Annotated in this window: 10 protein-coding genes and 1 tRNA gene; all 11 read right to left on the bottom strand. The window is 44.0% G+C overall.

Annotated elements, in window-relative coordinates:
- Positions 1-12: 12 nt before the first annotated feature.
- The 11 genes from B2746_RS16070 to B2746_RS16020 all read right to left on the bottom strand — a co-directional run bounded on the left by B2746_RS16070 (position 13) and on the right by B2746_RS16020 (position 12737).
- Complete coding sequence (locus B2746_RS16070; protein WP_290795946.1) at positions 13-2373, bottom strand: ABC transporter permease; 2361 nt, start codon at positions 2371-2373, stop codon at positions 13-15.
- Between the two features lie 1347 nt (positions 2374-3720).
- Positions 3721-3794 (bottom strand) — tRNA-Pro (locus B2746_RS16065).
- Positions 3795-3907: 113 nt separating this feature from the next.
- Complete coding sequence (locus B2746_RS16060) at positions 3908-5035, bottom strand: PQQ-dependent sugar dehydrogenase (RefSeq protein ID WP_290795944.1); 1128 nt, start codon at positions 5033-5035, stop codon at positions 3908-3910.
- 35 nt (positions 5036-5070) lie between these two features.
- Positions 5071-6264: a nucleoside permease gene (locus B2746_RS16055; RefSeq protein ID WP_290795942.1), complete on the bottom strand. Its 1194-nt coding sequence runs from the start codon at positions 6262-6264 to the stop codon at positions 5071-5073.
- A gap of 35 nt (positions 6265-6299) precedes the next feature.
- Positions 6300-6725, bottom strand: a complete 426-nt coding sequence (locus B2746_RS16050; protein WP_290795940.1) for a nuclear transport factor 2 family protein — start codon at positions 6723-6725, stop codon at positions 6300-6302.
- A gap of 5 nt (positions 6726-6730) precedes the next feature.
- Positions 6731-7864, bottom strand: coding sequence for a bile acid:sodium symporter family protein (locus B2746_RS16045; protein ID WP_290795937.1), 1134 nt, complete (start codon positions 7862-7864; stop codon positions 6731-6733).
- Between the two features lie 32 nt (positions 7865-7896).
- Positions 7897-8832, bottom strand: a complete 936-nt coding sequence (locus B2746_RS16040; RefSeq protein WP_290795935.1) for an RraA family protein — start codon at positions 8830-8832, stop codon at positions 7897-7899.
- Between the two features lie 10 nt (positions 8833-8842).
- Complete coding sequence (locus B2746_RS16035; protein WP_290795933.1) at positions 8843-10117, bottom strand: amidohydrolase/deacetylase family metallohydrolase; 1275 nt, start codon at positions 10115-10117, stop codon at positions 8843-8845.
- On the bottom strand, positions 10114-11325 hold the full coding sequence (locus B2746_RS16030; RefSeq protein WP_290795931.1) for an aminotransferase class V-fold PLP-dependent enzyme: 1212 nt from the start codon (positions 11323-11325) through the stop codon (positions 10114-10116). The genes B2746_RS16035 and B2746_RS16030 overlap by 4 nt, the downstream gene beginning before the upstream one ends.
- Before the next feature lie 18 nt (positions 11326-11343).
- Positions 11344-11805, bottom strand: a complete 462-nt coding sequence (locus B2746_RS16025) for a RidA family protein (RefSeq protein WP_290795929.1) — start codon at positions 11803-11805, stop codon at positions 11344-11346.
- A gap of 11 nt (positions 11806-11816) precedes the next feature.
- A complete protein-coding gene (locus B2746_RS16020; RefSeq protein ID WP_290795927.1) occupies positions 11817-12737 on the bottom strand; it encodes an SMP-30/gluconolactonase/LRE family protein in 921 nt (306 codons plus the stop codon).

Below are 12737 nucleotides of genomic sequence, written 5' to 3'. Positions count from 1 at the left end.
AAAGTTTGTTTATTAATCACCACTCAAACCCCTGACCGGGTTGGAAAGAGCTGCTTTTATAGATTGAAAACTTACGGTCAAAACAGTTATCAGTACTGCACCGGCTCCTACTCCTGCAAAAACCAACCAGGATAAGTTCGTCCGGTATTGGTACCGCATCAGCCATCCCTCCATAAAATAATAGGATAGTGGAATGGCAACAACAATTGAAATAATAACCAGCCATACAAATTCTTTTGTCAGCATTTGCCAGATGATTCCAATGGAAGCCCCCAATACTTTTCGTATGCTGATTTCCTTCGAACGTTGTTCCGCCATGAAGGAAGCCAGGCCAAATAATCCCAGACATGAAATAAAAATGGCCAATGCAGCGAAAAAGCCGGCAAGTTTACCAACTCGTTCTTCCACCGAAAATTTTCGTTTATACGCTTCATCAACAAATTTAAATTCAAATGGGCTGGATGGATTATGCTTTGCAAAAACGGCTTCCACTGATTTCAAAGCAGAACGTATGGATACCGTAGGTTTAATACGCAGAATAATCTTGTTCACCCATCCATATTGCATATGAAATATGGTTGGATATGTAGGTTCATAGGGTGATTCCATGATCATATCTTTTACAACGCCGGTAATCATCCGATCCTTCCCATTCCATCTCATCATTTTTCCTACCGGGTCCTGCATTCCGGTAAGCTGTACTGCAGATTCGTTCAATATAAAGGAACCACTATCGGCAGGAAAATCTCTTGAAAAATCCCGACCTGCTACTATTTCCCAGCCAACCGTTTTTCCATAATCATGTGTGACAGCTATTGTACCAAAAAGCGGACTGCTGGCGGGATCTTTTCCCTTCCAGTCTAATCCCGTATTGTTAGACCAGATTTCAGTGGTACTGCTGTTGGCTTGGGCCATATTTTCCACTGCGCCGGTTTGCAAAAGCTCATTCCTAAGTGCATTATAATTTTTATACAGATCCGGGGTATTCATATCTATTGTTATCAAGCCCTCTCTTGAATAACCAACCGGCCTGTTTTTGGTAAATTGTACCTGCCGGAAAACGAAAATAGTTCCAATAATAAGCGCAATTGAAATGGTAAACTGCACAACCACCAAAACCTTGCGCGGTACAACTGCGAAACGACCGATCCTGAAAGTGCCTTTCAATACTTTTATTGCATTGAAACCAGACAAATAAAATGCGGGATAACTTCCGGCAAGCAAGCCGGTAAAGATCGTAAACCCGGTTACCAGTATCCAGAATAGCAGATTCCCATATGGAACTGATACATTCTTTCCGGATAATGAATTGAAAAAAGGCAAGGCCAGATAAACAACAACCAGTGACAGCAGCATCGCAACAAAGGCAACAACCAGTGATTCTATCAGAAACTGAGCAATCAGTTGTTTTCTTTCTGAACCAATGGCTTTTCGAATGCCAATTTCTTTGGCTCTTTTTTCACTCCGCGCTGTGCTAAGGTTCATAAAATTGATACAGGCCAGCAGCAAAACAAAAACTCCGATAATTCCAAAAAGCCAGACAAATTCTATTCTTCCACCACTTATTTTTCCATTCTCAAATTCATTGTACAAATGCCATTTAGCAATGGGGTGAATCAGCAATTCTTCCTTCCAGTCCTTTACATAAGGATTCAGCAGGTTTTTTATTTTTTCAGTTGCTGCAACAAAGTCAACCTTTTCGTTCAGCTCAACAAATAACTGGCTGCCATGATTCTCCCATTGATCTGTTTGTTTATTCAGTCTGTTAGCTGCATTATTCCAGGACAGTAGAAATTTTGTTTCAATCAGTGTACTATTAACAGGAAGATCCTGATAAACAGCCCTCACCACCATATCAGCTTTGTTATCAATCCGCACGGTTTTACCCAACGGATCTTCATTGCCAAAAAGTGTCTTTACCACAGATTGCGATAACAGGATGGAGGATGGATCTTTCAAGGCATTTATATCCCCACTGATATCAAGACTAAGAATAGATGGGAGTTCCTCTTCAGCCCAGCTTCCTGTTTGCGAAATTTTCTTTTCACCTACTGATATAATATGCGGTGCAATAAAAGATGAGAGGGCAACTCTTTTGAATTCATCAGTATACTGGGTGCGGAATTCGTTCGCTAATGGAACTACAATGGACGCACTTGTTTCCGTTTCATTGTTAAATGTTTGTGTAGTATAGATCTGACCAATCCGGGCCTTGTTAGCATGATAGTTATCGAAGGATACCTCATCATAAATCCAGATTCCGATAAGTAGCGTCACAGCCATCCCCACTGCCAGTCCGGCAATGTTAATGGCTGAATAACCGAAACTTTTTACAAGATTCCGCCAGGCAATTTTGAAATAATTAGTAAGCATGGTAGCCTCTTTTCTGATGAACTACCAGTAAACGGTTAAAAAATATGCCAGCTTTCAGAATATTGATTAACAATAGCTTACGCTATAGCTTCGGCTTTTGCTGTCCGGTTTTGATACAAATAGTGTACAGCTTTGGTACAGAGAATGATAATCTTCTGATTACCTGTAATACTCAACCAATTCCTCTTCAGCCGTCCCCGTACTAAGATTAAACGTATTCATTAAAAGTGTAGAATCTGTGATCGCATGAATTCTTTTTCTTTGTTTGTAGGTTGGATAAGAAGGAAAGCTGATTCGAAGCGTATCCCCCCGCTGTTACTTCCCAGGTTATATTGTTTGTAAAATAAGTACCGGAAATTGTATTCTGAATATGTTTCTGATAACGGATCATGCTAAATTCTTGGGGTATGTTTATAAAGGTTGATTTTTGCGGTCTAAAATCAAGGCAAATTGGATCAACAGTACAAGGAATTAATCCCAGCATTTTTACCGGATCCCAGCATTTTTACCGGATTGGTTATTGAGTTATTTTGATTCAAGAAGGCATACCAGCGGATCAAACCTCGGCGCTGGGAGAATCAACTAACCGGAGATATCATCAACAGAGACTGGAAGCTGGTACAATTAGGAACCAGGTTGACCGCGGAGTTCGCAGTTTTTTTGAATACATTGGAAACCGCCGATTTATCCTGAAAGGTCGAAAATTCCGGTTTGTTGAGCCATGATTGCTTGCTCCGGTGCAGGTCCGGCACAAGTGCGGTACAAGTCCGGGATAAGTCCGGGATTGCTGGGGAAATCACGGCTTGTTCTCCTTATGTTCCGGGTTAGAAACTATTAAATGGCAGCTCATTTGCTCAAGACGGGCTGAGAAGGCATTTAAAACAGAAAGAGAAAACATCTAAAAGCATGGTACAGTCTGCCACCCGCTGCGACTGTTGCATATTGTGTGTTACAATCACAACATCTCCATGAACGAAAAGGATATACAAAACCTTATTGAACTTGCCGAATATGGACGGTAACGAAGAATATACGGCAACTTATCATATTTCTACATATTTGAGTTCCGTCCAGTTGTGCGCTGATAAAATTGACCCTCCTTCAAATCGTTGAATTATGCGGTTTTTTTCGATTTAATTTTTAACCCTATAAGGGTGATCCCCCAACTTTTCGGTATGATCCCTGATAACCGGTATGATCACTATTGAATTTGTATTTCCTTCGTTTTTTTACAGGAACTTATTGCAAATAAAAAAACGACTGCGAAAAATAATGTGTTTTCATTTCCAGGGGTAATAAAGTTTAATAAAAAAGCCCGCCTTCGCTTTTAAGCTTAGGCGGGCGGAGTCGGGAAGACAGGATTCGAACCTGCGACCCCCTGGTCCCAAACCAGGTGCGCTACCGGCCTGCGCTACTTCCCGATTCTCTTTTCAACCACCCGGCGGGTGCCACCGGTCGGGTGGGACCGGTCGGGTGAATTAAGAGGTTGCAAAGGTAGGGGTTCAGAACATTCCTTCCAACAACTTGGCTAATTTTATTCTAAAGAACTGATTTCCACCAGCACATCCTGGTTATTGCCATTGCTGGAACAAAGATAAACACGGCCACCCGGACTCACACAAACATCCCGCAGACGGCCCCAGCTGTTCAGAAAATGCGTTGTGGTCCCAGCAATAGAACTGCCATCCCCATTCAGGGCATGTACATATAATCGGGAATTTTTAAGGGAGGTCATCAGCAGGGAATTTTTCCAGCCCGGAATCCGGTCATGGTCATAATAATCCATACCGCAGGCAGCGAACGTGGAGCTTCCACTCGACCAGATCGGCTCCCGCACCTGATTGGCATCGCAAAAAGCCTGCTCCGCAGGATCACAGGGGCCATTCACCGATGGCCAGCCATAATTCACGCCCTTCTCTATACTATTGATTTCATCCTCGATATTCGGTCCATGCTCGGAGGCATATAAGCGGTTCTTCGCCCAAACCAGTCCCTGTGGATTCCGGTGCCCCATCGACCAGTAATAATTGCCCGCAACCGGATTATCACCCGGCACCGATCCATCCAGTAAAAACCGAAGCACCTTGCCCGCCAACGAACCTGACTGTTGAGGCAGGGCAGTATTCGCAGCATCCCCGGTAGTCATGTATAATACAGATGGATTTCCCTCCACTATCACCAGCCGGCTCCCATTGTGCACATTGGCCGCGGGTATCTCATCGAGCAGTATCAGTTCCTCTACCAGCGCATTGTTGGCAAACCGATACCGCACCAGCTTTTCGCGATAGGCATCTCCTTCGAGATAATTATGTACCAGATAAAGGAAGCCGTTTTGCATAAAACCCGGATCCTGCACCATGCCCAGTAAGCCGCCTTCCCCACGGGAAACCACACCTGGAATCGAAGTGCTGAACACCGTTTCGCCTGTACGCGGGTCAACCTTTGACACCTTGCCACCCCGCTCAGTCATCCAGATATGATCATCCTTTCCCCACAAAATTTCCCAGGGAAACTGCAAGCCGGTCTTCACCACCCGGATACTATCCGATGGCCAGTTTTCTTCCGGATTTTCTTCCTCCGGGTCATCGTCTTTGGAACAGGAAATAAATACGGTGCAGATGCCCGCTAAGAGCAATAGTCTCCAATAAAGTAGATTTCGCATAAGAGGCATTTAACCTAAATACGCAAAAATCCTGCCTATGGTTGACCAGCCGTTTTACGATCCCTAAAGAAAAAGATAAAATAAAGCAATACTGCCGCTGCAATGGCGGCCGGTATCAGCCAGATAGATTGCCAATCGTGGCCTTCTCCCACCACATACCGATCCGCTACCAATCCGGAGAACCAGGTTCCAATCACCATCCCCAAACCATAGGTCGCAAAAGTGAATAATCCCTGCGCGGCATTTTTGTTCTGCGGACCAGCTTTTTTCTCGGAATACATATAACCGGTTACAAAGAAGAAATCATAACAAACTCCGTGTAATATGATACCCAGATAAATCATCCAGCCGTTCGGTTCTCCATAACCGTAAGCAAAGAGTACATAACGTAAAATCCAGGCCAGGATCCCGATGAGCAGGATATTTTTCACACCAATCCGATTAAATAAAAACGGAATTGCCAGAATAAACAACCCTTCTGAAAACTGACCAAGAATCATTTTCTGCGCTGGCTTATCCATCCCGATTTCATTCAAAAACGGATTCGCAAACCCATAATAAAATGCCAGTGGAATACATACCAAAATAGCCGCTATAAAAAACACCGAATAGGATCGGTCTTTAAATATACTAAGTGATTCTTTACTGAAAAGTGCAGTTGATTCGCCCTGTTCGCGTCCTTTTGGAGGTGTATTGGGCAGTGCAAAACTCAACAAACCAAGCGCCACTGACACACCTGCTGCCAGATAAAAGGTTTCGGGTGTTTTTTCTATTTCCCAGCTGCCCACCAGCAATCCGGCTACAATCCAGCCCAGTGTGCCAAATACCCGAATCCAGGGAAACTGTTTTCCAGGATCCGTCATCTGCGCAAATGCTACGCTATTACTCAATGCCACCGTGGGCATATAAACCAGTGAATAGGCCAATATAATCCAATAAAAAAACTGACTGTTTCCTACTTTGGTAGCCAGTACCAGCAGGATGGCTCCCAACAAATGCAGCACCCCCATTATTTTCTGCGCGGCAAAAAACCGATCCGCTATCATTCCTACAAAAAAAGGCGAAATCATGGTGGCCAATGCCAGGGCACTGAAAGCCTGCCCAATATCCTTTCCTGTTGCTCCCAAACTGGCTTCCATATAGGTTCCCATAGTAACATACCAGGCACTCCAGATAAAATACTGGAAGAACATCATGACAGACAGTGAAATGGCGGTGGATTGTTTCATGAATTTAATTGAGCATTAAACGAATTCCCCTCAATTTATAATTTGTACGCCTGACGGGCAAGTAATTTCCATCCCGTTTTTAGTTTTACCCAAACCATCATCACACCAATCCTGATCGTCTGCTCCTGCCCGTTATTAATTCCTTTGGCATGAAAAATAAATCGAACCGTTGCATTTTTGTCCACCAACTTTATAGATCGGTCTTCTGCATCCAGACTGGTAAAATCCAATGGCCCCTCCATCACATCTTTTATTGCAGCGTTTTTATCATCCAGCTTGCCGGAGGAATGACCATACCACATCTGGTCATGATAGATTTCTGCCAGCACCTGTTGGTTTCTTTCCACCATGGCTGTATTCAACCGGTCGAGTTGGGCATAAACGGCAGTTTCCTCTTTCATTTGCGCCTGACCAATAACCCAAAAAAACATGCAGCTCATCAACAAAAGTACCCGTACCATAGTTCTTATTTTACAGCTTGATTAAGTTCAGCTTTTTCCAGCGTTTCCATCGGATCATACCCCTCCGGAACTTTTTTATGCCAGTAGGATGCCAGTATCGATCCCGTAATATTCATCAATGGACCAAATACTGCCGCTGCCAGTCCCACTGTGGCAATCTTACCCATTTCTTTGGCAATACCTGATGCCAGTCCGCCATTTTGCATCCCTACTTCAATCGCCACCGTTCTCGAATCCCGCTCATTCATCCGGAATAAACGTGCAAACCAATAACCCAGAAAATAACCAAATAAATTATGAATAAGCACCAACAGAATAAGCAGGGGACCAATATTCAATAAACTATCCCGGCCCGCTGCGGTAATCACCACAATAATCAGGGCAATTCCCAGCATTGATAAAATTGGCATGGCTTCATCCAGCCAGGCAGAGCGACCCCGTAATAATTTATTCACGATCAGGCCCAATCCAATTGGCAGGATAATCATTTTAGAGATATCCCACATCATGTTCAGCACATTGATCTCAATAAAAGCCCCTGCAAGCAATTTCATCAAGAGCGGTGTAACCAGGGGCGCCATCAGGGTGGTAATAGAAGTAATTGTAATTGATAAAGCCAGATTTGCTTTCGCCAGATAAGACATCACATTCGATGCCAGTCCGCTGGGCGAACAGCCGATCAAAATAATGCCGGCTGCAATTTCAGCACTGAATCCGCTTATACTGGCCAGCGTAAATCCCAACAAAGGCATAATGATAAACTGACTCACCACCCCAATCACTACCCCCTTCGGTGTCTTTACCACCCCCACAAAATCCTTCACACTCATAGAGGTTCCCATACCAAACATGATAAGCTGAATAAGCGGAGTAATCAGGTTGGTGTATTTAAAATCGCCGTAAGAAATAAAATACTGCGGATAGGAAAGCGATGTACTTACTGCCGCAAAAATCATAAGGGTATACGTGTATCTTTTCAGCGATTCAAATCCTCTGAATCCAAGAGCCAGCAAAACAAAGAAGGCAATGGCAAATGGACCTGCAAGCATCCAGTTTCCGCGAACCGCTTGTATCAGCAATAATATAAAAGAAAGCAGAGCAAGTACGAGAAGGCTCTTATAAATGGAAGTATTTTTCACGCGGCAAGTTTTCGTTCTTGGTTACAATTCGTCTACCAGGTTCTTTTTTTCATCACTTCATCCAGTTCCTGTTTGCTCATTTTTCCTTCTTCCGGATGCGCCTCCAGCCATTTTAAAAAAGCTGTTTTAATTTCTTCCGTCCATTCGCTATCAATCTGCCCGGTATTGTATTTTCCTGAACGCAGCATTTCTTTTCCAAACTTATCCTTACGTCCAATAAACTCCGCTGTTAATACCACCTGCTCCACCATATGGGCCGGAATAAACAGAACGCCTTCCCGCTCGGAAATCACAATATCACCCGGCAGCACAATTGCCTTACCAATCCGTATCGGTGTATTCAATCCCATCAATACCATCTCTTTCAAAAACGAAGGATCAAAATCGCGTACAAAAGCATTAAAGCCCTTGATTTTTGCAAGTCCGCTCAGGTCACGCGCACTGCCATCAAAAATTACTCCGTTACCCGATTTATTATAAATAGCTGTACCCAGATTATCACCTATCAACGTTCCGCCCTCTATTTTACCAAATCCATCTGCCACATAAACATCTCCTTTCACCAGAGTTTCAATGGGCCATGCATTGGTATTACCTATCCTTCCCTGTTTTGCTCCTCTTTCTTTAATCTTCTTTTCTATATCAGGGCGGGACGGCATATACTGTGCTGTAACCACCCTGCCTACCACCGGAACATCATCATAGATCATCTTCCAGTTCCGTTCGAACTGATTTACATAACCTTCATTCATTAAAACCTGCCAGGCTTCTTCAATACCGATTTTTTTTGCCCGCTCCATCAGATTATCACTTACTTTAGGCCGGCCATCTGCAAAGCGATCCCCCTTCCATTCTGAGGTCAGGTAAATCAACTCCTCTTTCGGCATGGTCTGCGCCTGAACTGTAACGTCACCTAACAGTACACTGCAACCGAATAATATTCCGATTCGAATATGTTTACGCTTCATAGTTTCAATTTTAATTACGTGCAGGCAATCCATGCAGCGTTACCGGATTTGCCCTTGCATTCAGATCATATACAATCCGTCCGGCACGAATCGTCATTTCACATTCCAGCTTTTCGCTGGCTTTTACTTTGTATCCGGTATAATCAAATAAACCAAAATTTCCTTTTCGAATTCCCAGAATGGCTATATCTGCTTCCGCACCCACGGACAAATTTCCCAGTTCTTCTCGTTTTATAACCTGCGCCGGCGTCCAGGTACTGGCTTTAATTACTTCTTTAAAGGGCATTCCCATCTGCATGAATTTTGTCATACAGGTAAGCTGATCCTTCATGGCTGCATTCATACTGCCAACATGAATATCCGTTGAAATAGTAGTGGGAAAAAATCCATCTTTTGCAGCGGCCATCGCCTGTGAGTAAGCGAAACTGATACCGCCATAGCCCACATCAAACACAATTCCTCTTTTACGCGCTTCCCAAACAAATGGTTTTACTTTTTTTGTGGTAGTATCTACAATGAATTCACGTCCGCGTAACTGACCAAAACAGTGGGTGAAAATATCACCCGGACGTAAGTGCTCAAGAAATAATGAGCGTATTGACAATACCGGTTCTGCTCCACCGAAATCAATCATCACAGGTAATCCTCCTGCCATATTTCCTGCTTTCACGGCATTGTCCACCGGCGTCCAATCGGGCCGGTTATAATGTGCTACTTTAAATCCAATGATATGTTCCTTATTGGCCATTGCCACCCGCGCGGCTTCTTCCGGTATCATATCAGTTGTATCCGACTCATAATTTCCACCCCGCATTCCATGTCCCACTATATTCAGAAATGCCAGTACTCTTGTCTGCGATTGCTGAATGGTTTGTTTTTTATAAATCTCAAAATTCCGCCAACCCGGACATCCGGCATCCACCACCGTAGTAACTCCTACCCGAAACGTGAACCCATCGGGAGGCAGTGCACTGGGTGCATTCATATAGGCCTGATCTGCATTCGTACCCCAGAAATTATGCGTATGCATATCAATTAATCCTGGCGTTATATAAAGACCTTTCGCATCAACTACCTGTACGGCATCGGCCGGAATATTTTTCGCAACCTTTACAATCTTCCCTTTATCGACCGCAATATCCATCACCGCATCAATGCCATTTTTGGGATCGATAATATGCCCGCCTTTTATTACAATAGCATAAGTTTGGGCATGTGCCAAAGCAGACATTGCTATCAGCCATCCGGTAAACACCAGGCGGTTTATGCTTTTTAACCGGATCATGATAATAGTGTTTGAAGTTCTTCTTTGATTCTGCGGGCTACAATTTTATCCTCCCCCGGCTTCAGCATCCAGGCCGTTACATTCACTCCTTTTTTTCCTCCACCTACTTCTATGGATGGATTCCCCATCCGTAGTTTTTCCTGCAGGTCTTTTCCCTCTGCTGCATTGCCGGTTTTCTCCCAATTGATGGATAAATTCGGCGTTATATTTCCTCCGGTGGGAATCCAGATTTTTGTTTCCACACCAGGAACAGACTTAACCGCAGCATCAATCAATCCTATACTTTTTTCCCATGCCTTCCACTCTTTGTCATGATCTCTTGCGATATACTGCTCCAATGCCACATACATGCCCAGAATCTCTTCCTTATTAATCTTCATACCTCGTCCGATATTAAATCCTCGCGGAGGCATATGTAAACGCGCTGCCTGAATAATGGACTTTCTTCCCATTAACAAACCTGCACTCTGAGGACCACGAATTGCCTTGCCTCCCGAGATCTGCACCATATCAAAACCCATATCATGAAATTTCCAGAGATTCGAAACAGGCGGAACATCCGCAGCAATATCAATACTGGTAGGGATGCCGTGTTTCTTTCCCAATGCCACCCATTCTTCCTGGGAAATCTTGCCGCCATCTGCGATATTCAGAAAATGCATCAACGCTGTTTTCTCATTGATGGCGCGCTCCAACTCCTCCACTGTTTCAATCGCAACAATTTTACATCCTGTATTAATAAATGCATGATTATATACGATATCATGGGCCTTCTGACAAATCACTTCCGATTTCATTCCTGTTCCCGCCAAATGCGGCAAGGCTTCCACTTTTTTCTGATCCATGCCGGTGAGAATTCCTGCCAGTCCGAGTGTCATCGCAGAAAACGCACCGGAGGTTACCACAGCCGATTCCGAATGCACCAGCTGCGCAATTCGTTCTCCGACTTTATCCTGCAATTCATCCAGCATACAGAAATGATCAGCACCATAATGGATGGCATCCAGTACATAATCATGCATGAGGGATCCGGTCATATAGGTAAGCGTACCCGTTGCATTAATAAAAGTGCGCACGCCCAGTTCTTTGAACAGATCTCGTTTGGGTGCTGCAACCGGACTCATGGGTCCCGCCAATGCATCCAAACCGCCCACCAATCCGGTAACCGGCAGCAAGCTCAGCCCTTTTAAAATTTCTCTTCTTTTCATTATAAGCAGTTGTTCAGGTTATTTATATGCAATGCAGTCTATCTCCACGAGTGAATCACCCGGTACGCCGCCTTTGGCAACAGCCACAGTTGTACGAACCGGTGGATTTTTTCCAAAACGCCCCATATACACTTCATTCATCGCTTTATAATCAGCAATATCATTCAGGTACACATTTACTTTCAATACTTTCTCCATGGAAGAACCTGCCTTGATCAGTTCTTTTTCCAGCTCTTTCAATACATGATCGGTATGTGCTTTTACATCGCCATCAAAATGCGCACCTTTACCGGCAATAAATACCATTCCATTATAGGTGGTTGATCCGGAGAACAAGGGAACCCCCTGAAAATCGGTTACATTGTTGACTTCTTTTTCGGATGTATTGGTTTCCGCAGCTTTGGCAACAGCAGAAATTCCGGTCACTCCCAGAATGGAAGCAAACAGGGATTTTAATACAGATCTTCTTTGTGTAGACATGGTAGTCGATTTTATTTTTTAGAGGATTTTTTTTTGGCTGATTTGAATTCACGTCCCGGAAACTCCACCCGAAAAGTCTCAATATTTCCCTGATCCTGGAGAGTTACATAGGCCGTTCGGCCATCCGGTCCACCGAAGGCAATATTAGTTGGGCGTTTACCAATCAGTGTTATCTCATTTAATTTGGTTCCATCCGGCCCCAATATAACTACCGTACCTTTTCCAAAACGGGTGATATACAAATTACCCTGCTGATCACAACGCATGCCATCCATTCCATAATCAGAAAATTCATAAAACAGCTGCTTATTTTTTACTGATCCATCTGGTGACAGGTCATAGACCCAAACTTTCCGCTGAACAGATTCATTTACATAGAGCTTTTTATTATCCGGACTCACTTCCACTCCATTGGCTGTACCCATTGTGTCCAATAGATGGGTTTTTCCATTCGGGTCAATTCGCCATAACTGGCCCGTTCCAGCTTTCCAATTCGGATCACTGGCATATACACGATCACGGTTATCAATAGCCAGATCATTCGGTTGATTCATGCGCGGCTCATGTGCCAGTACTTTCATTTTTTTTGTCAGCGGATTTACCAGCCACACATTGTGCCCGGTATAATCGGCCAATAACATTTGTCCTCTGCTGGTAAAACGGATTCCATTGGCTATACTTCCTTCAGGCAAGGTCAGCCAAAGAACCGCTGAGCCATCAGGTTTCACCTGGCCAATTGTGCCCTGCTTTTCAAAATTTACTGCGTACAAATTTCCTTTAGCGTCCACAGCCGGACCTTCCACGCCGCTGGTGAAGGAATTCACAGGCGTCAGGATAACGGATTTATGCAATTGCTCCGGTGGTTGGGCCATACCAGTTCCGCTCAGCAATACCGCTGTAATCAGTGCCCATTTATTCAAGTGTAGTTTCAT

Origin of the sequence: Flavihumibacter sp. UBA7668 (assembly GCF_002483205.1) — a bacterium.
GTDB lineage: Bacteria > Bacteroidota > Bacteroidia > Chitinophagales > Chitinophagaceae > Flavihumibacter.
This window is presented reverse-complemented; position numbering and strand designations above follow the sequence as displayed.

Coding starts and splice junctions, on each gene's coding strand:
- B2746_RS16070 (WP_290795946.1), bottom strand. CDS start 2,373: ATGCTTACTAATTATTTCAAAATTGCCTGGCGGAATCTTGTAAAAAGT.
- B2746_RS16030 (WP_290795931.1), bottom strand. CDS start 11,325: ATGAAAAGAAGAGAAATTTTAAAAGGGCTGAGCTTGCTGCCGGTTACC.
- B2746_RS16035 (WP_290795933.1), bottom strand. CDS start 10,117: ATGATCCGGTTAAAAAGCATAAACCGCCTGGTGTTTACCGGATGGCTG.
- B2746_RS16040 (WP_290795935.1), bottom strand. CDS start 8,832: ATGAAGCGTAAACATATTCGAATCGGAATATTATTCGGTTGCAGTGTA.
- B2746_RS16025 (WP_290795929.1), bottom strand. CDS start 11,805: ATGTCTACACAAAGAAGATCTGTATTAAAATCCCTGTTTGCTTCCATT.
- B2746_RS16060 (WP_290795944.1), bottom strand. CDS start 5,035: ATGCGAAATCTACTTTATTGGAGACTATTGCTCTTAGCGGGCATCTGC.
- B2746_RS16020 (WP_290795927.1), bottom strand. CDS start 12,737: ATGAAACTACACTTGAATAAATGGGCACTGATTACAGCGGTATTGCTG.
- B2746_RS16055 (WP_290795942.1), bottom strand. CDS start 6,264: ATGAAACAATCCACCGCCATTTCACTGTCTGTCATGATGTTCTTCCAG.
- B2746_RS16050 (WP_290795940.1), bottom strand. CDS start 6,725: ATGGTACGGGTACTTTTGTTGATGAGCTGCATGTTTTTTTGGGTTATT.